General features: G+C 57.0%; 16 protein-coding genes and 2 pseudogenes. 11 read left to right on the top strand and 7 right to left on the bottom strand.

Features of this window, described 5'->3' with window-relative positions; translation table 11 throughout:
• Window positions 1-7 precede the first annotated feature (7 nt).
• The 4 genes from ACIQ0R_RS01925 (at window position 8) to ACIQ0R_RS01910 (ending at window position 5,152) form a co-directional block, all read left to right on the top strand.
• Entirely contained in the window at window positions 8-592 is a 585-nt protein-coding gene (locus ACIQ0R_RS01925; protein WP_395823143.1) for a DUF4126 domain-containing protein, read from the top strand.
• On the top strand, window positions 592-3,093 hold the full coding sequence (locus ACIQ0R_RS01920) for an ABC transporter permease (RefSeq protein WP_395823153.1): 2,502 nt from the start codon (window positions 592-594) through the stop codon (window positions 3,091-3,093). The genes ACIQ0R_RS01925 and ACIQ0R_RS01920 overlap by 1 nt, the downstream gene beginning before the upstream one ends.
• A 60-nt stretch (window positions 3,094-3,153) precedes the next feature.
• Window positions 3,154-3,591, top strand: coding sequence for a group II truncated hemoglobin (locus ACIQ0R_RS01915; RefSeq protein WP_395823141.1), 438 nt, complete (start codon window positions 3,154-3,156; stop codon window positions 3,589-3,591).
• An 85-nt stretch (window positions 3,592-3,676) separates the two neighbouring features.
• A complete protein-coding gene (locus tag ACIQ0R_RS01910; protein ID WP_395823139.1) occupies window positions 3,677-5,152 on the top strand; it encodes a DNA recombination protein RmuC in 1,476 nt (491 codons plus the stop codon).
• Here the strand turns inward: ACIQ0R_RS01910 and ACIQ0R_RS01905 are convergent.
• Window positions 5,101-5,409: a hypothetical protein gene (locus tag ACIQ0R_RS01905; RefSeq protein WP_395823137.1), complete on the bottom strand. Its 309-nt coding sequence runs from the start codon at window positions 5,407-5,409 to the stop codon at window positions 5,101-5,103. The two genes, ACIQ0R_RS01910 and ACIQ0R_RS01905, sit on opposite strands and share 52 nt — an antisense overlap.
• Before the next feature lie 390 nt (window positions 5,410-5,799).
• On the opposite strand from ACIQ0R_RS01905, the pseudogene ACIQ0R_RS01900 reads away from it, so the two are divergent.
• Both ACIQ0R_RS01900 and ACIQ0R_RS01895 read left to right on the top strand, forming a co-directional pair.
• Window positions 5,800-6,425 (top strand): annotated as a pseudogene (locus tag ACIQ0R_RS01900) (DUF899 family protein); the annotation flags it as partial.
• A 69-nt stretch (window positions 6,426-6,494) separates the two neighbouring features.
• Window positions 6,495-6,641, top strand: coding sequence for a hypothetical protein (locus tag ACIQ0R_RS01895; RefSeq protein ID WP_395823157.1), 147 nt, complete (start codon window positions 6,495-6,497; stop codon window positions 6,639-6,641).
• 180 nt (window positions 6,642-6,821) lie between these two features.
• On the opposite strand, the gene glp is transcribed toward ACIQ0R_RS01895, so the two are convergent.
• The 4 genes from glp to ACIQ0R_RS01875 all read right to left on the bottom strand — a co-directional run bounded on the left by glp (window position 6,822) and on the right by ACIQ0R_RS01875 (window position 13,338).
• Window positions 6,822-8,132 (bottom strand): gephyrin-like molybdotransferase Glp, encoded by a 1,311-nt coding sequence (gene glp / locus ACIQ0R_RS01890; protein WP_395823135.1) that lies wholly within the window; start codon window positions 8,130-8,132, stop codon window positions 6,822-6,824.
• Between the two features lies 1 nt (window position 8,133).
• A complete protein-coding gene (gene mobA / locus ACIQ0R_RS01885; protein ID WP_395823133.1) occupies window positions 8,134-8,748 on the bottom strand; it encodes a molybdenum cofactor guanylyltransferase MobA in 615 nt (204 codons plus the stop codon).
• Window positions 8,749-8,759: 11 nt separating this feature from the next.
• Window positions 8,760-9,872 (bottom strand): GTP 3',8-cyclase MoaA, encoded by a 1,113-nt coding sequence (gene moaA / locus ACIQ0R_RS01880; protein WP_395823131.1) that lies wholly within the window; start codon window positions 9,870-9,872, stop codon window positions 8,760-8,762.
• A 208-nt stretch (window positions 9,873-10,080) separates the two neighbouring features.
• Window positions 10,081-13,338: an Rne/Rng family ribonuclease gene (locus tag ACIQ0R_RS01875; RefSeq protein ID WP_395823129.1), complete on the bottom strand. Its 3,258-nt coding sequence runs from the start codon at window positions 13,336-13,338 to the stop codon at window positions 10,081-10,083.
• 696 nt (window positions 13,339-14,034) lie between these two features.
• Here ACIQ0R_RS01875 and ACIQ0R_RS01870 point away from each other — a divergent pair.
• The 5 genes and pseudogenes from ACIQ0R_RS01870 to mqo all read left to right on the top strand — a co-directional run bounded on the left by ACIQ0R_RS01870 (window position 14,035) and on the right by mqo (window position 19,070).
• Window positions 14,035-15,042 carry an RluA family pseudouridine synthase gene (locus ACIQ0R_RS01870; RefSeq protein ID WP_395823127.1) on the top strand — a complete coding sequence of 336 codons (1,008 nt, stop codon included), beginning with the start codon at window positions 14,035-14,037 and terminating at the stop codon, window positions 15,040-15,042.
• A gap of 89 nt (window positions 15,043-15,131) precedes the next feature.
• Window positions 15,132-15,791, top strand: a complete 660-nt coding sequence (locus tag ACIQ0R_RS01865) for an HAD-IIIA family hydrolase (protein ID WP_395823125.1) — start codon at window positions 15,132-15,134, stop codon at window positions 15,789-15,791.
• 39 nt (window positions 15,792-15,830) lie between these two features.
• A pseudogene (locus ACIQ0R_RS01860) lies at window positions 15,831-16,203 on the top strand (Rieske (2Fe-2S) protein).
• 76 nt (window positions 16,204-16,279) lie between these two features.
• Entirely contained in the window at window positions 16,280-17,263 is a 984-nt protein-coding gene (locus ACIQ0R_RS01855) for a S49 family peptidase (protein ID WP_395823123.1), read from the top strand.
• A 130-nt stretch (window positions 17,264-17,393) separates the two neighbouring features.
• Window positions 17,394-19,070 (top strand): malate dehydrogenase (quinone), encoded by a 1,677-nt coding sequence (gene mqo / locus ACIQ0R_RS01850; protein WP_395823121.1) that lies wholly within the window; start codon window positions 17,394-17,396, stop codon window positions 19,068-19,070.
• A 404-nt stretch (window positions 19,071-19,474) separates the two neighbouring features.
• Here mqo and ACIQ0R_RS01845 read toward each other — a convergent pair whose 3' ends face one another.
• A complete protein-coding gene (locus ACIQ0R_RS01845) occupies window positions 19,475-20,227 on the bottom strand; it encodes an SAM-dependent methyltransferase (protein ID WP_395823119.1) in 753 nt (250 codons plus the stop codon).
• Between the two features lie 9 nt (window positions 20,228-20,236).
• On the bottom strand, window positions 20,237-20,821 hold the full coding sequence (locus tag ACIQ0R_RS01840; RefSeq protein WP_395823117.1) for a Maf family nucleotide pyrophosphatase: 585 nt from the start codon (window positions 20,819-20,821) through the stop codon (window positions 20,237-20,239).
• Between the last annotated feature and the right edge of the window lie 61 nt (window positions 20,822-20,882).

The following is a 20,882-nucleotide window of genomic DNA, read 5'->3' as shown; positions in this document are numbered from 1 at the left end:
GGGCATCATGATTGATACACTCTCCAATGTCGCGCTCGCTGGCGGTTTGTCTTGGGCCAGCGGCATCCGCCTGTACATGGCGCTTTTCATCGCTGGCTGGTTCGGCCGCGCCGGCTGGATCGATCTGCCGCAGGCGCTGCATATATTGGAATCGCCCTGGGTCATCGGTGTGACTGGTTTGCTGACCGCCATCGAGTTCCTGGCCGACAAGATCCCCGGCCTCGATTCGGTATGGGACGCCATCCATACCTTTATCCGGATTCCGGCCGGCGCTATCCTGGCCGTGGCAGCCATGGGACACATGGATCCAGCCTGGACTACGGTAGCGGCGCTGGTCGGCGGCACGTTCGCACTGGGCGCACACGCCACCAAGGCTGGCAGCCGGGCCATGATCAACACCACGCCGGAGCCGCTAAGCAACTGGACCGCATCGTTTTCTGAAGACATCACGGTGCTGGGCGGCTTGTGGGCGGCGTTCTTCCATCCCTGGTTATTGTTCGCGTTCCTGATTTTGTTTTTTCTGTTTGCGATCTGGCTGCTGACCAAATTATGGCGTGGCATACGCTGGGTCTTTCAACGATTGGCCACATGATTTTTTTACAGTCCCTACGCATGACCCGGCGCGACTGGCGCGCCGGTGAATTACGATTCCTGTTGATTGCGTTGATCGTGGCGGTTGCCTCGTTGTCGGCGGTAGGCTTTTTTGTCGATCGCATGCGCGCTGGCATGACGCGCGATGCACATCAACTGCTGGGTGCCGATCTGCTGATCTCCGCCGACCAGCGCATTAGCCCAAACTGGCGCAATGAGGCTGAACGGCGCCAACTGACGCTGGCCGACACGGTCGTGTTTCCCAGTATGGCGATTGCTGGTGAGGGTGATGCCACGCGCTCACAGCTTGCTTCCCTGAAAGCGGTCAGCAGCGGGTACCCCTTGCGCGGCCATCTGGTCGTCTCCGATCGGCTCGGCGCTGCCGATGTGACCACCCGGCAGATACCTGCGGCAGGCACCGTGTGGCTGGATTCGAACATGCTGAGCGCGCTGAATCTGGCGGTTGGCGATCCCCTCAAGCTTGGTGATTGTACTTTTAAGATCGCCAAGGTGCTGGTGGTGGAGCCGGATCGCGGCAGCGGTTTCATCAACTTCGCCCCGCGCGTGATGCTCTCGATGCCTGATCTGGCATCGACCAACCTGATTCAGGACGGCTCGCGCGTGACCTACCGGTTGCTGTTGAGCGGTGCCGCGCGGCAGATCCAGGATTTCCAGAAGTGGGTCGAAAGCGACATCAAGCGTGAGAACCTGAGGGGCGTGCGCATTGAGGGCCTGGAAAACGCTCGGCCCGAAATGCGCGCTACGTTGGATCGCGGCGAGCAGTTTCTGTCGCTGGTGGGATTGCTGTCGGCATTGCTGGCGGCGGCGGCCGTAGCGATGGCGGCGCGGCGTTTCATGCTGCGTCATCTGGATGCCTGCGCGATGCTGCGCTGCCTTGGCCTGAGCCAGCGACAGATGACGCAATTGTATCTGCTGGAATTCTTGCTGATCGGCGTGGCGGGCAGTGCAGTGGGCGTGTTGCTGGGTTTCGGCGCGCATTTCATGTTGCTGGAGCTGCTCGGCAAGTTCGTCTCCAGCGATCTGCCGCCGGCCAGTGTGATGCCGGCGCTGCAGGGTTTGATTACCGGTCTTCTGCTGTTGATCGGCTTTGCTCTGCCGCCGATCCTGCAATTGCGCAATGTACCGCATAACCGTGTGATCCGGCGCGAGCAGGATGCGCCGCAGGCGATGGTGCTGGCCACCTACGTCCTTGGCACGCTGACGTTTATCGGTTTGCTGTTGTGGCAGGCTAGTGACTTGAAGCTGGGTTTGCTGACCGCACTCGGCTTCCTTGGCGGCTTCGGTCTGTTTGCGTTGCTGGGCTGGCTGGCGCTGAAGGCGTCGCGCCATGTCCGTGGTTTATCGCGCAACCCGAGCTGGCGCTTCGCGCTGACGGCGCTGCAACGGCGCCCGGTCGCTACCATCGTGCAGATCGTCGCCTTGTCGCTAGGCTTGATGGCGTTGCTGCTGTTGACGGTGATCCGCGGCGATCTGGTCGGCGCCTGGCGCCAGGCCACCCCGGTCGATGCGCCGAACCGCTTTGTAATCAATATTCAGGACCAGCAACGTGCCGAGATTACGCATCGTCTGCAGGCCATCGGTATCGCCCAACCGGAATTGTTTCCAATGATTCGCGGTCGCCTGATCCAGGTCAACGACAAGCCGGTCAGCGTCGATACTTATGCCGACGACCGCGCCAAACGTCTGGTCGATCGCGAGTTCAACCTGTCCACCATGAACCATTTGCCAGAGCAAAACGTGCTAACTGCCGGTCATTGGTTTAGTGATCAGCAACCGGCTGCTTCAGTGGAAGAGGGACTGGCTAAAACCTTGAACCTGAAGATTGGCGATCGCCTGCAATTCGACATCGCCGGGCAATTGGTTAGCGCGCCGGTCACCAGTTTGCGCAAGCTGGAATGGGGATCGATGCGGGCCAATTTTTTTGTCATTCTTAATCCCAAGCTGATGGCCGACATGCCGCAAACCTGGATTACCGCTTTCAATCTGCCGGATGCGCAGGCCAATTTCGCCAATCAACTGACGCGCGATTTTCCCAACTTAACGGTGGTCGATATCGGCAGGGTCATCAAGCAGATTCAGGGCGTGATCGATCAGGTGGTGGCGGCGGTTGAGTTCCTGTTCCTGTTTACGCTGGCCTCCGGTGCGCTGGTGATGTACGCCGCTCTGGTCGGTTCGCAAGATGAACGGACCAGAGAAGCCGGACTGTTGCGGGCGTTAGGCGCGACCCGCAAGCAGTTGTCGCAATCGCAATGGATTGAATTTGCACTGGTCGGCAGCCTGGCCGGTTTTCTGGCGGCGAGCGGTGCGGCGGCAATCGGCTGGGCGCTGGCGCACTACGTATTCAACTTTACCTGGACCTTCAGCCCGCTGGTATGGCTGGCCGGTATGTTTATTGGCGCGGGTTGCACGTTTGCCGGCGGCTGGGTCGGATTACGGCATGTCTTGAATCAGCCGCCGCTGCAAACGTTGCGCGAGGCTTGATATCGCGCCTGGATGCGTCATTTCGGGGATAATGCTGGCTTACGCCTCCATTATTTCCCTATGACGACAGAACACACTACCTCCGCCGAAACCACCGGGCAACCACGGCAAGCGACTTTGTACGAACTGATCGGCGGTGCTGATAAGCTGCGCGCTCTGGTCGATCGCTTCTACGACCTGATGGACCTGGAACCGCAATTTGCCGTGATCCGCGCTCTGCATCCGACCGCGCTGGAAGGCTCCCGTGACAAGTTTTACTGGTTTTTGAGCGGCTGGAGCGGCGGCCCTGATTTGTACATAGAGCGCTTCGGTCATCCGCGCCTGCGTGCCCGTCACTTGCCATATGCAATTGCCACCCCCGAGCGCGACCAGTGGCTGCGCTGCATGGCAATGGCGATGCACGAAGTCGGCATGGAGGAAGGTTTGCAGGAGCGCCTGCTGACGTCTTTCTTCCAGACGGCCGACTGGATGCGCAACAAAGCTGATCCTCAGCAGTGATAAGTGATGGCGCTGATAGCGCGCCGCTTGCCACGTTAAAATCTCGCTGCTTCACATCCGCAATTTCACATTTATCTAAGAACACATGACCTCATCCGAACTGCTCGTCCTGTTGGCTGTTGCCGCTATCATCATTGTGCTGCAGATCATCGCTATCGTGCGCGGCTCCCGTGGCGCCGATCCAGCACAGCAATTGACGCAATTGCAAAACGATCTGCAACGCCACCAGCAAGATCAACAAGATCGCGGCGATCGCCAGCAGCGCGAACTGCGCAGCGAAGTGCAGAGCAGCGCGCAGAGCATGCGGCAGGAACTAGGCAGCAGTTTCGGCCAGTTGCAGCAAACCCTGGCAGCACAGATGACCAGCGTGGCCACGCTACAAAATAACCAGATCGACACCTTCGCCCAGCAACTGGTCAAGCTCAACGAAACCAACGCCCAACAGCTTGATAGCATGCGTCTGGCGATGAACCAGCAGGCGCAGACTAACCGCGAAGAACAGGCACAATCGCTCAAGCGTTTCGGCGATACCCTTAACCAGACGCTGACGGCGCTGACCGAATCGAATGCGCAGCGCATGGCGGAAGTACGCGCTACCCTGGAAGCCAAGATCAAGGACCTGCAAAACGACAATGGTCTGCGTCTTGAAGAAATGCGCAAGACCGTCGATGAAAAATTGCATGCGACCCTGGAACAACGCCTGGGTGAGTCGTTCAAGATTGTTTCCGACCGTCTGGAAAAGGTCCATCAAGGCTTGGGCGAGATGCAGCAACTGGCAATCGGCGTCGGCGATCTTAAGCGCGTGCTGACCAACGTCAAGACGCGCGGCACCTGGGGCGAAGTACAGTTGGAAATGCTGCTGGAGCAGGTGCTGACGCTGGAGCAATACGCCAAGAATGTGGAGACTGTTCCGGGTAGCGGTGAGCGGGTCGAGTTTGCTATCAAGCTGCCCGGCAACGACGATGCCGGTACGCCGGTGTGGATGCCAATCGATGCCAAATTCCCGAAGGAGCAATACGAGCGTCTGGTCGAAGCCGCCGATCGGGCTGATGCAGAAGGCGTTGCGCAGGCGTCAAAGGAGTTGGAGCGTGCGGTTCGCGGCGAAGCCAAGACCATCGCCGAAAAATATTTGTCGCCGCCGCTGACTACCGATTTCGCCATCCTGTTTTTGCCGACCGAAGGCTTGTATGCGGAAGTCATGCGCCGTCCCGGTTTGGCCGACGAATTGCAACGCATGCACCGCATCAGTATCGCCGGACCATCGACTTTGTCGGCATTACTGAGCAGCCTGCAGATGGGATTCCGCACGCTGGCACTGGAGAAACGCTCATCGGAAGTGTGGCAGGTGCTGGGTGCCGTCAAGACCGAATTCGGCAAGTTCGGCGATGTGCTGGCGGCTACCAAACTGACGCTGGAACGCGCCGCCAAGAATATTGATCAGGCTGAAGTGCGCAGCCGCCAGATGGCGCGCAAACTGAAATCGGTAGAAGCCTTGCCCAGCGAGGCGGCTCAGCGCTTGCTGGGCAAGGAGCCTGATTTGTTGCCCGACGAAGAGGGCTGAAGCGGTATTTCATTTTCAGTCCCATCACCGCGCAGCCAGCTACGGCTGTTGCGGCTGTCAGCGATGTGCCACAACACCCCCGCCGGATCGTGCAGAAAAGCGACGCGCATGCCCCGCGGCTGCACCTTCGGTGCGCCCGGCTGCATCGCTTTTGCCTCACCCCGCAACATCGCATTCAGCCAGCTCAGTCTCTGTAGCAGGCCCGCTGTTGCACCACCCAGCAGCATGCGCCGCGTGGTGTCGATAGGTGGTTTCATACGAGTTCCTGCAGCACGCTTTCATCATTCGGCCTTGCCCGTGTATGAGGGATCGTTCTGCTCAGGCATCAGGCTATAGTCGTTGACGCGCAGACCTGGAATGATGCTGAGCTGGGCAGCGGAACAAAAGCGTTATGTTCGCCATTCCTACAAGTGAGAATCATTACCATTTGTGTGCGAGTGAACAATGTTCAGGTGCGCGCACGCAAAGAAGGTCGCCTTTATCTTTGGCAAGTTGCTTTGCATTGCTTCGGTAGCGTGAGCAATCATGTAAATACATGCCAGCTAGTTAAGTCTGATGCGCTGTCCTATACTGTCGACGCGGCACCCGGTATGCTTTTACCTCTGCTTCGATGAGTTCGACCCTGCAACGCATCACGGGAGGAAACAATGACCACTTCACAGCATCAGATTCGTTTTCCACAAGAGAGCGAAGTGTATAGAACCGCACGCGACGATCTGTTGCAGGCAGAACTGGAACTGCGTCGACAACTGGAGTGGGTAGCGGCATTGCGGCGCAACTTGCCGCTTGGCGGCGCGCTGACCGAGGATTACCTGTTCGATGAGGGTGATCCTGATCTCGATGCATTCGGCGTCACCAGGAAAATCAGGTTGTCGGAACTATTTGCCGATGGCAAGGATAGCCTGATCCTCTACAGTTTCATGTACGGACCCGACATGGCGCGACCGTGCGCCTCGTGCACCTCGATGTTGGACGGCCTGAACGGCAACATGCTGCATGCGTTGCAGCAGGTCAATGTAGCGGTAGTCGCCAAGTCGCCGATCCAGCGCATCCTGCTCTTCGCGCTACAGCGCGGCTGGCACAATCTGCACATGTTGTCATCGGCGCATAACAGCTTCAATGCCGATTACCATGGCGAAACCAAACCGCCGATGGCCGCCAGCTTCCGGCGCTCAACGTGTTTGTGTGCAGGGCAGGGCGGATTTACCATTTCTACAATACAGAATTACTCTATACGCAGCGGAGTCCCGCCGAAGAGCCGCGCCACCTCGATTTGCTCTGGCCGCTGTGGAACCTGTTTGATCTGACGCCGGAGGGCCGGGGTGGCGATTGGCATCCAGCCTTGGCCTATCAGAAAGATCAGAAAGATCAGAAAGATCAGAAAGATCAGAAAGATCAGAAAGATCAGAAAGATCAGAAAGATCAGAAAGATCAGAAAGATCAGAAAGATCAGAAAGATCAGAAAGATCAGAAAGATCAGAAAGGCTAGGCTGGCAAGGCAACTGCCGCTCATCGATAAAGTGTATATGCCAAGTGATATGTGCGACGAGGTGCGCTAATTTTGGTACCTCGTTAGATTGCCAACAGAAATTTTTTGTCGACGCGGGTCAGGTTGCGGCTGAATTTTTCGACCATGAATGTATCCTTGTGCTCATGGTTCGCCGCGGTTTTAGATCAGTCCATCAAACAAGATCACGTCGACCATATCGCCGCCGGCGACATCGCCTTGGTCGTGACCCAGCACGATCATGCAATTGGCTTCTGCCATCGAACGCAGGATACCGGAGCCTTGCGCTGCTGTGGGGCGCACCGACCATCGTCCATCGCTCATGGTCAGGATGCCGCGCTGGTATTCGGTGCGGCCCGGCCGCTTGCGGATGTTGACGGCCGCCACGGCGGGCGTCAGTGGCAACGCGGCAACTTGCGCTCCCATCATCTGCAGCAGCGCATTGCGGGCAAAGAAATAAAACGACACCATGACCGCGACCGGATTGCCGGGTAAGCCGAAAAACAGAGCTTGCTCGCCGCCAGAAGCGATGCTGCCGAACGCCAGTGGGCGTCCCGGACGCATGCCGATTTTCCAGAAAGCGACATCACCCAGCTTGGCCATCATTTGCTTGGTGTAATCGGCATCGCCGACCGATACGCCGCCGGAGGTGATGATCGCATCGGCATTTTCGGCAGCGCTGCGGAAGGCGTGTTCTAGCGCCTGTGGCTCGTCGCCGACCACGCCCATGTCGATGATGTCGCAGCCGAGGCGTTGCAGCATGCCGTACAGGGTGTAGCGATTGGAGTCGTAGACGCACCCCGGATCAAGGACTTCGCCGACCGAGCGCAACTCATCGCCAGTCGAGAAAAAAGCCACGCGCAAGCGCCGTCGCACTGGCACTTCGGCGATCCCCAGCGATGCCAGCAAGCCGAGATCGGCCGGCCGCAGGATACGGCCCTGGCGTAACGCCGGCGTGCCGGATTTCAGGTCCTCGCCAGCCAGGCGTCGATTGGCGCCGGGTTTGACGGCATCGACTGGGATGGTGGCAGAGTCGGTTGTGGCGCTACTGACAAACTCTTGCGGAATCACGGTGTCTAGCGCGGCGGGCATCAGTGCACCGGCCATGATGCGAATCGCCTCGCCACGCCCGATGGTTCCTGTATAAGCGCGGCCGGCATGGGCGGTGCCGATGACGTTGAGCGTGGTATCGGCATCATGGCGCAGGTCGATGGAGTGAAAAGCGTAACCATCCATGGCGGAATTGTCGTGCGCCGGAACGTCGATCGGCGAAATGATATCGCTTGCGAGAATCTGATCCAGCGCGCTGCGCAACGCGACTTTTTCAATTGCCGTCACTGGCGTGACGAAATCGCGGATGATGGCCTGCGCCTGCGGTACCGGCATGGCATCCGGATCGTAGTCCGACAGGCAACTGGTCAGTGCTGATAGCGATGGCTTTGACTGGGGAATCGAATTCTTCAAATTGGTCATCTTAGTGTTGTCGCTGCTGCAATTGTTGCTGCGTATTGATGTTGCTGAAGGCCTCGGCATCGGTGAACAGTGTTTCACAATAGTTCAGGCGTCGATACCAAGTCTCCATTTTACGCCCGCCATCAAGCAGATAGGCATTGAGGTCGGTCAATAAATTGCTCTTGAGTAGCATGAACACCGGCTGTGCCCGCACGGTTCTGCTATCCGGATCCAGCGTCGCTGCCACCGCCAGGTCGGCAGCGTTCTCTGTCAGCGCCGACGCCAGACGCGACACCAGGTCATGCGGCAAGAATGGCGAGTCGCACGGTGCCGTCGCCAGATATGCCGTGTTGCAGTGCTGTAGGCCTGCCTGCAGTCCCGCCAGCGGCCCGGCAAAACCCGGCTGTTGGTCTGGCCACACTGGCCAGCCGAATGCCGCGTAGCCGTCCTGGTTGCGGTTGGCGTTGACGAGTAAAGAACCGACCTGCGGTGTCAGACGCGCGATCACGTGTGCCGCCATCGGCTTGCCATCCAACAGGACCAGGCCTTTGTCGACACCGCCCATGCGGCTGCCGCGGCCGCCCGCCAGTATCAGGCCGGTGATATTCAATTGGGTGGGAGCAGGATTAACAGCCATGGCGTATCGGGTCAGCCGCCGATATATGACATTTCCACTTTTTTCCGGCGCGGCGTCAATCCCTCGGTATTTTGCGTTCGTAGTTCAGAGTAGCGATCATCGCGCGCACGCCACAGCTGCGCGATGACGCTGGAGATTTCGCGGTCGCTGCCTTCGCTACGCAATAATGCACGCAAGTCGTGGCCGGCGCTGGCGAACAGACAGGTGTACAGCTTGCCTTCCGTTGACAGGCGCGCCCGTGAGCAGTCATGACAGAAGGCCTGAGTGACACTGGAGATCAAGCCGATTTCACCGCTGCCGTCGCTATAGCGCCAGCGCTGCGCGGTTTCACCGGTGTAGTTGGCGGCCATCGGCTGCAACGGCAACTCGCTCTGGATGCGCTGAGCCACCTCGGCGGAAGACAGCACTTCGTCCATCTTCCAGCCGTTCGAGGCGCCGACATCCATGTATTCGATAAAGCGCAGAATATACGGCGTGTTCTTGAAGTAACGCGCCATTGGCAGGATTTCCTGGTCGTTGACGCCGCGCTTGACCACCATGCTGACCTTGATCGGACCGAGTCCGACCTGATGCGCCACATCGAGTCCATGTAACACTTCCGAGACCGGAAAGTCGGCATCGTTCATGCGCTTGAAGATAGTTTCGTCGAGTGCATCGAGGGAGACTGTGACACGTTTGAGGCCGGCATCTTTCAATGACTGGGCTTTTCTCGCCAGCAGCGAACCGTTGGTGGTCAGCGTCAGGTCGAGATCCTTGCCGTCCGGCGTCTTCAGTGCACTCAGCATTTCGATCAGGCGTTCGATGTTCTTGCGCAGCAGCGGCTCGCCCCCGGTCAGTCGGATCTTGTGCACACCGTGCGCTACGAACAGGCTGGCCAGGCGGGTAATTTCCTCGAACGACAGCAATGCTGTATGCGGCAGGAACGCGTAGTCCTTGTCGAACACCTTGCGCGGCATGCAATAGATGCAGCGAAAGTTGCAGCGATCAGTGACCGAAATACGCAAGTCGTGCAGAGGTCTGCCCAAGTCATCCGCCAACAGACCAGTCGGCGCTTCAAGTATTGAGGGCAAGGTTGGCGGCAGAAAGCTGCGGCTATCGATCAGCGGTATGACTTTTTTAGTCATGATGTGTTTCAGGGAAAATGTTCCGGTATTTCTGTATGGGTTGTAACGTCTACAAGATACCATGCAGATTGATTTCTAGCTCTGGCATGGCATGCACGCTGTGCGCGTTGGCTTGAGACGCGACAAAGGGAGTCTTGGACTCCCTTTGTCGTCTTGCCATCTTGCGTCACCGCTTCAGGCCTAGCGCTGCAAGATGCTGCTGAGCTGTTTAACCCTGTGAACGCTGGGTTTCGACCTGCTGCAGCGGTTCGTTGGATTGCGGCGGCAATGGCTTGCGTTGGCGCGGCACACGTGGCGCGGCGACAATACTTGCACTTGCTTCCTGGGCTGCACGCAGCTTGGTCGGATCGGTTGCTGCCAGTGTCAGGCCTGCTGCGGTCAGCACATTTTGCAGATCCTCGACCTCGGCCAAGGCTGGCTTGGGCGCCACCGGAGCTGCTGCAATAGGCGCTGCTACAGACACCGGCTCCGCCTCAATCGAGGTTGGCGATGCGGTCGGGGTCGGTTCAACCGGCGCAACTGCCGCAACCGGAGCTGCGACGCTGGCTGTAACAGGCGCAACAGGCGCAACAGTTTTAATCTCTGCAACAGTTGCAGTGTCTGCCTCAGATGCAGCAGTCGTGGCCGGTACGGCAGCGACGACGACAGCCGCTTCGGTCTCGATTTGCGGTGCCGCCGCCGGTTGCTCAACCACAACCGCAGAGGCTTCCGACAGAACCAACTGATCCGGCGTCGATACCGCTGCCTCTGGAGTGGCCGCAGCAGGTTCCGCTTCGATTACCTTCGGCGTTGCCGCAACGGTAACCGGAGCCGGTGTGGCGATTGGCGTCGGCTCCACTGCGGCGGCTATCGTTACTGTTTCTTGCTGCAACTCAACCGGCTGCGCTTCAACCGGCTGTAATTCAACCCGCTGCGGCACCAGCGGTGCAGCAATCGCGTTCGACAGCGCAGTCGGCACTACCGGCGTTTCAACTGCCTGAGCTACAACTTCTTGCGAAGCTGGTACCGACGAGGCCATCATTGGCACGTGGCTGTCTGCGTGGCCTGACGCTTCGGCCTGCTTGGCTTGAGACGGAGCGCTGAACGGTACTGCAACAACAGCAGGTGCGGCTTCTTCACCGGCTTCCGATGCTGTATTTGCCGGCGCTTCGCCATTTTCCATTTCTTCTGTCGATCCTTCGCCAGCATCGCGATCACGGCGATTACGATTGCGACCGCCACGACGACGACGACGCGGCTCTTCATCTTGTTCGCCGGTTTTCACCTCAACCACGGCGCCATCAATCTGATTCGGCTCTATCGCTTCGACCACGCCTGCCGCGCTGAAGCCGGCGACTGCTGGAACGCCGTTTTTCAGCAAGGTTTCATCAATCTTGGCTTCGACGGTTGCTTCCTTGCGCTCTTCGCGCGGCTGACGCTCCCCACGTTCGCGACGGTTTTCGTTGCGTGCCTCCGACTTGCTTTCGTTGTTGTCCCGGGCTTCTTTCGGTTCACGCGGCTCACGTGGTTCACGCTGCGGACGTTGTTGCGCCTTGACTTCTGCTGTGTCGACTACCTGTTTCTTGGCGTTGTCGTCACGTGCTTCCTGAGTGTTGCCGTCGCGCTCTTCGCTACGGTCGCGGTTGCGGCCGTTACGATTGCGGCCACGCTGGCCGCCGCGATTGTTGCGATCGCCACGGTCGCGCTGTTGCGGACCCTTAGCTTCAGTTGCCGCTGCCGGAACCTCTGCCGGCGCTGCAGGCTCGCTGAACAGGAAGCCGAATATCTTGCCGAGGAAACTTTTCTCGGCGGTGCCGCTTGCTGACGGCACTGCCGCCGCAGGAGCTGCCTCGACCGCCTTGCGTTCCACCATCGGCGCCGGTTGGTCGGGTGTAATGCCCTTGACCACGGCTTCCTGGCGAGGACGACTTTCTTCCTTCTGGGTTTTGCTGTAGCCGATATCGGTATCGGCTTGCCCTGCCATCGCATAGCTGGCCTGCGATTCCTCCAGGCGCGGATCGTCGTGCTTGAGACGTTCTAGCTTGTAATGCGGGGTTTCCAGATGCTTGTTCGGGATCAGGATGATGCCGACGCGGTGGCGTGTCTCAATCTTCAGGATTTCACCGCGCTTCTCGTTGAGCAGGAACGCGGCGACGTCGACCGGGGTCTGAACGTGAATCGCCGCCGAATTTTCCTTCATTGCTTCTTCCTGGATGATGCGCAGGACTTGCAAAGCAGACGATTCGGTATCGCGGATATGGCCGGTGCCGTTGCAACGCGGGCAAGTGACGTGGCTGCCTTCCGACAACGACGGACGCAGGCGTTGGCGTGACAATTCCATCAGACCAAAGCGTGAAATCTTGCCCATCTGGACGCGCGCGCGGTCATAGCGCAGAGCGTCTTTCAGGCGGGTTTCGACTTCGCGCTGATTCTTGGAGTTTTCCATGTCGATGAAGTCGATCACGATCAGGCCGCCCAGATCGCGCAAACGCAATTGCCGCGCAACTTCTTCAGCCGCTTCGCAGTTGGTGTTGAACGCGGTGGTTTCGATGTCGCTGCCACGGGTAGCGCGGGCTGAGTTGACGTCGACGGAAACCAGTGCTTCGGTATGGTCGATCACGATGGCGCCGCCGGATGGCAACGGCACTGTGCGCGAGTAAGCGGTTTCGATCTGGTGTTCGATTTGGAAACGGGAGAACAGCGGCACGTCGTCGCGATAACGTTTTACGCGATGCACCATGTCGGGCATGACGTGGGCCATGAACTGCTGGGCTTGGTCGTGGATTTCATCGGTGTCGATCAGGATTTCGCCGATATCCGGTTGGAAGTAGTCACGGATTGCGCGGATCACTAGCGATGATTCCTGATAAATCAGGAAGGCGCCTTTACCTTCTGTACCGGCACCTTCGATGGCGCGCCAGAGTTGCATCAGGTAGTTCAAGTCCCATTGCAATTCATCAACATTGCGGCCGATGCCAGCAGTCCGAGCGATCACCGACATGCCGCTTGGCAGATCCAGTTGATCCATGGTTTCGCGCAGTTCCTGACGATCTTCGCCCTCGACCCGACGGGAAACGCCGCCGCCGCGCGGATTGTTCGGCATCAGGACCAGGTAACGGCCCGCCAGAGAAACGAAGGAGGTCAGAGCCGCGCCTTTGTTGCCGCGCTCTTCCTTTTCGACCTGGACCATGATTTCCTGGCCCTCGCGCAATGCATCCTTGATCGATGCGTTGCGGACGTCGATACCTTTCTTGAGGTAGGTGCGGGCCACTTCCTTGAATGGCAAGAAGCCGTGGCGTTCTTCGCCGTAGTTGACGAAGCAGGCTTCCAGCGAGGGCTCGATACGGGTAATCACACCTTTGTAGATATTAGACTTGCGTTGTTCGCGTCCGGTGGTTTCGATATCGATGTCGATGAGCTTTTGTCCGTCAACAATTGCCACGCGCAGCTCTTCTTGCTGCGTAGCATTAAACAACATGCGTTTCATTTTTTTCGCTCCGTGACCCTTGGGTCAATTCAATGGCGCTTCAAGATGCTGGTCTTCAGCATTTCTGTCAGCGACAAAAAGTACAGGGATGTACGCGAGAACGGAGTGTCAGGGGGGGGAGAATTGCCTTGGTGTGTCAGCGCCGATCTACCAGATAGGGCGCAGTGCACAGGCGCGGATGCAGTACTGTCGTCTTACCGAAGCCCACCAGCGCATACCGGTACAGCGCCGTGCAGTTCGCGGATCGCGAGCATGGCGCCTGGCGGTGAGCAGCTTGGTAAGGCCAAATAAAGCATTGGTTTCAGTAATCTAATCGACAAATTTATAAGTATTTGCATCTGCCGGCGAGCTCGTCGCAATCATAAATTGCATCGAGCTTGCCGGACGTTATCCTAATCATCCAGACATTCTTGTTCAGCATCCGTGCGCGCTATCCGATGACAACAACGGTGCGACCTTGACTCGCGCAGGGGTGATGCGTACACATTTCCCATCAAATTTGCAAATTGGCGAGGCTGATGGGGCGCCCCTGTGTAGAATGGTCTTTTTATTCTTACACCAGCAACTGTTTTTGAACAATTGCGGAACAATTATATATTCAAAATGAAGGACTTAGCGAGATTTTCTGGAGGGCGAGTCAAGTCTCGCCCAGAGCCGCGAGCACAAGCCGCGCTCAAGCACAAGGCTGAGCCCAAAATGGCTGGAGCGCAAGAGGCGAAGCCGCCTCCCGCACCGCTACAAGTTCAGTTGTTAACCATCGGCGACGAGGGTGCCGGTCAGCGAATCGACAATTTCTTGTTGCGTATTTGCAAAGGTGTGCCCAAAAGTCATATCTATCACGTGCTACGCTCCGGCGAAGTGCGGGTCAACAAAGGGCGTATCGATCAGACCTATCGCTTGCTGGAAGGCGACGTGATCCGGGTGCCGCCGATTAGAATTGCAGAAAAGCAAGAGCAAGTGGTGCCTGGGGCAGAATTCAAGATATTGCTTGAAGATAACCAAATGTTGGTAATCGACAAACCAGCAGGCGTAGCGGTTCACGGCGGCTCCGGCGTCAGTTATGGTGTCATCGAACAATTGCGTGCGGCGCGTCCGCAGTCCAAGTTCCTGGAACTGGTGCATCGGTTGGATCGCGATACCTCGGGTATTTTGTTGTTGGCAAAGAAACGTTCTGCGTTGACCAATCTGCATGAGCAAATGCGCGACGGCGAAACCGATAAGCGCTACCTGGTCCTGGTCCATGGCGACTGGCAGAACGAACGCCAGCATATCAAGTTGCCGCTGCATAAATATACCGCTGCCGACGGCGAACGCCGTGTGCGTGTGCAGGCCGATGGTCAGGCTTCCCACACAATTTTCAACCTGATTCGCCGTTATGGTGAATACGCGTTGCTTGAAGCCGAACTGAAAACCGGTCGCACCCATCAGATTAGGGTGCATTTGTCGTCCAGCGGCTTTGCGATTGCCGGGGATGATAAATACGGCGATTTCGCGTTGAATCGCACATTGCAGAAAGCAGATGGTCAGCGCACAGCACTTAAACGCATGTTTTTGCATGCCTATCAAATTACCTTTGCACATCCAGAAACCGGCAGGCCGGTAACCTTGAAGGCCCCGCTGCCGCCGGAATGCGAGAAATTCTTGAAAAGTCTGCCGCAAGATGTTGCTTCCGCAACGTCGCAGCCCAGGGGGGCTTTAGAATAGCTGTTAATATTTATTTATTGGTTTGCCGAGTTATCGGCAGGCTGTATCCAATAACATGATCAGGAGCTGGCAAGGAATTGCCAGGCAATATGGCGCGAAAGAAATTTGACTTAATCGTATTTGATTGGGATGGCACCTTGATGGATAGCACTGCCGTCATTGTGAAATGCATTCAGGCTGCTGCCAAGGATTTAGGATTGGCAATTCCTGATAACAAGGCAGCAGCCCACGTGATCGGCCTGGGTTTGAGGGAGGCGATGCCGGTGGCATTGCCAGGCTTGGAGCCCAGCCAGTATCCAAGAGTGGTGGAGCGCTATCGTTATCACTATTTGTCGCAGGATCAGGAGTTGGCGTTGTTCGATGGCGTGCGCGAAATGCTGGCGGACCTGTCACAGCAAGGCTACTTCCTGGCCATCGCCACCGGCAAGAGTCGGGTTGGACTTAATCGTGCGTTGCACGAAACCAAGTTGCTGTCGGTTTTCGACGCCACCCGATGCGCCGACGAAACCTTCTCCAAGCCACATCCGGCCATGCTGCAGGAGCTCACGCGCGAACTCGGTCAGGATCTGAAGCGCACCGTGATGATCGGCGATACCACCCATGATTTGCAAATGGTTATCAATGCCGGCGCAGCCGGTGTCGCGGTCCAGTACGGTGCCCATCCGGCGCATGAACTGTTGGCTTTAAAGCCGTTATTCAGTGCAACGTCAACCGTGCAATTGCATGGTTGGCTGAATGACAATGCCTGATGTCGTCGGCCACTCCCTCATCTGATACGCGAGCAGCCTGTGAGTAATGTTCTTATTCCGGTTTGTCGATCTTCTGAGCTGGAAGAGCGCGGCAAAGGCGTGCGCTTCCCGGTAACGGCTGGCGGCGAGGATGCCGTCGCGTTTGCCGTTCGCCATCATAATGTTGTTCATGCCTACCTGAACCGTTGCGCGCACGTTTCCATGGAGCTGGATTGGTTAGAAGGGGGAGTTCTTCGAGTCCAGCGGTCTGTACCTGATGTGTGCCACGCACGGCGCCGTGTACGAACCGGAAACCGGGAAGTGTGCCGGCGGTCCGTGCCGCGGTGGTCGGCTGTAGAAGATTTTGGTGGAGGAAAGTAATGGTCAGGTGTTCTGGATACCTGACGAATATGTACGGCCGGTGATGGCCTGATGGGCCGGCCCGCCCGGCAGAGAATGTGCGGCGGTCTCCAATTAACGATCTTGAATAAGCGATGTGAGTAAATACCATGAGTAATAACGAATTTGATAACGTGGAAACGGCAACGACCAGCAAAAAAGAAGGTTGGGAGCGCGCGCTGCTCGAAAAACTTGCCTATGCCTCGCTACGCGAGCAGCGAGCACGACGGCGCTGGGGGATTTTTTTCAAGCTGGCAGTGCTCGGTGTGATCGGTTTTGCATTCTGGTTGGGGATGAATTACGAAGGCTCGGACACGCAGACGGTTGGTGCACATACCGCCCTGGTGAAGATTAGCGGCGCCATCGAATCCGAGGGCAACGGTTCTGCCAGCGTAGTGGTTCCAGCGCTGGACAATGCCTTTGCCGTCAACGATTCGGTCGGTGTTATTTTGCGTATTAACAGCCCTGGCGGCAGCCCGGTGCAGGCTGGCATCATCAACGACGAAATTGTGCGTCTGCGCAAGGAGTATCCGAACAAACCCCTGTACGTGGTGGTCGATGAAGTGTGTGCATCCGGTGGCTACTATATCGCTGCTGCTGCCGATAAGATTTACGTCAATAAGGCCAGCATCGTCGGCTCGATCGGCGTGCTGATGGATGGCTTCGGTTTTACTGGCTTGATGGACAAGCTCGGTGTCGAGCGGCGTTTGTTGACCGCTGGCGAAAACAAAGGTTTTCTCGATCCCTTCAGCCCGCTGAGTGCGCCCCAAAAGAGTTATGCGCAAGATATGTTGGCAGAGATTCATCAACAATTCATCGATGTGGTTCGTAAGGGCCGCGGTACGCGCTTGAAAGAAACGCCGGAGACCTTCTCCGGGCTATTCTGGAGCGGTTCAAAGGCGGTCGAGATGGGGTTGGTAGACGGCTTCGGCACGGTCGACAGCGTCGCCCGGGATGTCTTGAAGCAAGAAGATATTGTCGACTACACCAAGAGTGAAGGTTTGCCTGAGCGCGTGCTGAAAAAATTCGGCGTAGCGATGGGCGTCGGTGTGGCTCAATCGTTAGCGAATGAAGTAAAGCCTACTCTGCGCTAAGTCTAAGTTTATACTATCGGGTTAATTCCTTGATGCTGGGGGCAAGACTGTATTTACTTGTCAGTCTTGCTATTGACATGGTTTTATTATTGTCTTTGTTGTAAATATTTTTATTTTGTTATTATATTTTATGAAAAAAATTACTAAACGGATCATTGCCTTATTTGTGCTGCTATTAGCAGTAGCTGCACTATTTCTTTACTGGCCGCTGCATCAGCGCTCGGTGCCGGCCGCCGGTAACGATAAGCCGGTCGATGTCGTACTGGTGGGCGGCGGCATCATGAGCATCACCCTGGCAACTTTGATACAAGAATTGCAGCCGGACTGGAATATCCGCCTCTACGAGCGCATGGACGGGGTCGCGCAGGAAAGCTCGGACGGCTGGAATAATGCCGGCACCGGCCATTCCGCTTTCGCCGAACTGAACTACACTCCGCAACTGCCCGATGGCAGCATCGAGACAAAGCGCGCAGTAGGTATCGCCGAGAAATTCGAGGTTTCGCGCCAGTTCTGGGCGCACCAGGTGAAGGAGGGCCGCTTGAGCCAGCCTGGCAACTTCATCAACTCTACTCCGCACATGAGCTTCGTCTGGGGTGATGACAACATCGCTTTCCTGCACAAGCGTCAACAGGCGCTGGTCAAGAATCCTCTGTTCTACGGTATGCAATACTCGGAGGATCACGCTCAGATCAAGCAGTGGGCGCCACTGCTGATGGAAGGTCGCGACCCAAAACAAAAAGTCGCCGCGACCTGGATGCCACTGGGCACCGACGTCAACTTCGGCGTGATAACGCGTGAGCTGAGCGCCGGTCTGGAGCGTAGCCCTAACTTCAAGCTGGAGCTGAGTCATGAAGTCAGCGCCCTGCGTCAGAACGAAGACAAGAGCTGGAACGTGACGGTCAAGGATCTCAAGGCCGGTAGCGAGTCCACAGTCAAGTCGCGCTTCGTCTTCATTGGCGCTGGCGGAGCCGCGCTCAAGTTGCTGCAAATGTCTGGCATCCCGGAGGCCAAGAGCTACGCCGGCTTCCCGGTCGGTGGCCAGTTCCTGGCCTTCCAGGCGCCGACTTTGACTGAACGTCACAGCGTCAAGGCCTATGGCATGGCGGAGACCGGTTCGCCGCCGATGTCGGTGCCACACCTCGACGCGCGCTTGCTGGATGGTAAGCCAGTCATGCTGTTCGGACCATTCGCCCTGTACAGCACCAAGTTCCTCAAGCACGGCTCTTGGTTCGATCTGTATTCATCGGTAACCCACGACAACGTCGCCAACATGTTGAGCATCGGCGCAGACAACCTGGATCTGTTGAAATACCTGGTGAAACAGGCCGCTCTGACCGATGCTGATCGCCAGGCTGAATTGATGAAGTATTTCCCTAATGCCAAGCCTGAGGACTGGAAACTGGTCACTGCCGGTCAGCGCGTACAGATCATCAAGCTCGATCCGGAAAAAGGCCCGGTTCTGCAGTTCGGCACCGAGATCGTGTCTGATAAGGATCACATCATCGCCGCATTGCTTGGTGCCTCGCCAGGTGCTTCGACTTCGCCGCCGATCATGCTCGATCTGCTGAAGGTTGCCTTTCCTGAACAAATGAAGGCGGGCTGGGGAACACGTCTGAAAGAAATCATTCCATCGTACGGCCGCAAGCTTAACGATAGCCCGGAGCTGACCAACCAGATCCGTCGCATGACCAGCGAGACGCTGAAGCTGCCTTACCTGGAAGTGCCACTGGAGCAGTCCGCTGCCGGTGCGGCTCCAACGGCAGCGCCGGCAGAGCGCAATGCCAATCAGGTGATGCAGGCCTTGTAAGGTAAGTGGCGTACTTGAATTACCTTGCATCTTGGTAATCCTGACGTATATTAAAAGGAGTTGAAGAATAGCGAATGAGGAGGCGATTATAGATATATTAAAATCGTTGGCCACTCAGTTGCAATTGTTTGGGTAGCAGGACTTGATCCCATAGCAAACAACCCCTTGCATTGGCGCAGTGAGTTGGCTACCCGACAATCGACCGCATTGTGAATGCGGTTCCGAGAAGTTTTCGACTTCTCAAGATAATGCCTTTCGAGGCAGGCAAAACGGCGACGGCGCAATACCGTCGCCGTTTTGCGTTGCGCAGCCAATTTTTTCTGCTGATCCCTGCTTCCAATCATGCTTCGGACCATCGCCGCAGATTCAGCGAAGTTTTTTGGACTTTAGGCAGCGTTGCAAAGCTATTGCGCGAGTAGCAGGAACACCGTCGGTTTCTTGTGGAAATCCGGCGCTTTACCGGCAGCCAGTGCGGCTTTCCATTTGCTCGCGGTTTGCGTGTTAATGGACTCCGATGACAGCGTAAGGTCGGTGGCAACGCAAATCAATGTGCCGGGCTGGCAATTGTTGGCTAGCGCTTCGAGGAAGGCAGTATTGCGATATGGCGTTTCAATGAACAACTGCGTTTGTTGCTCCTGACGTGAGCGTTGTTCAAGCATTTTGATGCGCTTGCTACGCTGTTCGGCATCAGTTGGCAGATAGCCGTTGAAGGCAAAGCTCTGGCCGTTCAGGCCGCTGCTCATCACCGCCAGCAATAGCGACGACGGGCCTACCAGTGGCCGCACCTGAATAGCCTGTGCGTGCGCTAAACGAACAAGGTTGGCGCCGGGATCGGCTACCGCCGGCACCCCTGCCTCAGAGATCAGACCGCCATCGCGCCCTGCCAGCAGCGGTGCCAGCAAAGCCTGCACAGCATTGCTGGGGGTATTTACGTTGAGTTCGGCAATTTCTATTTCTTGCAGCGGTTTTGAAAGCGTTTGTGCGGCATCGATCAGTTTCAGGAATGCGCGTGTAGTCTTTGCATTTTCGGCAATGAAGTAATCGAGGTTGGCAGTTAGCGCCTGGACTTCGATTGGGATGACGGCAGCTAGCGGTTGGTCTGATGCACTGGGATCTTGGCCCAGCGTGTTGGGAATTAAGTACAGAATACCTGGCATGGTGGGGTCTTATCTTGTGAAAAACGGGAAACCGACGCGGCGTAGCATGCCGGTCAGTGCAATCAGTGGCAAGCCAGTCAGTGCCGTGGGGTCACTGCTATCGATTTTTTCCAGGATGGCGATACCGAGCCCCTCGTTTTTTGCGCTACCGGCGCAGTCGTAAGGTTGTTCAATGCGGAGGTAGGCTTCCAGCTCGGCATCGGCCAGGTCGCGAAAAGTGACGAAAGTCTGGATGTTGTCGATCTGTGCGGTAGTTTCGGGGTGTTGTTGGCGGCCATCCCACAAGCACAACGCAGTATGAAAAATCACGCAGCGGCCGCGCATTTTTCGCAGTTGTTGCAACGCATTTTTGTGGGTCCCGGGTTTGTCGATTTGTTCGCCGTCCAGCGTTGCAACCTGATCCGAGCCGATTACCAGCGCTCCGGGTGCCAGCAGCACCACAGCAGCCGCCTTTTCGCGCGCCAGGCGTATCGCCGTAGCTTCGGGGCTCTCACCTGCTTTAGGCCTCTCGTCGATATCCGGGGCTATGACTTCGAACGGGATATGCAGTCGGGACAATAAAGTGGACCCATCTGTCCAGACAAATATCTGCATAGTTTAAGAAGCACTTCCTGCCTCCAATACAGCTGCGCGGCGCTGTCCCGGTTTTTCTGTT

Origin of the sequence: Collimonas sp., from assembly GCF_044339385.1 — a bacterium.
GTDB lineage: Bacteria > Pseudomonadota > Gammaproteobacteria > Burkholderiales > Burkholderiaceae_D > Collimonas.
This window is presented reverse-complemented; position numbering and strand designations above follow the sequence as displayed.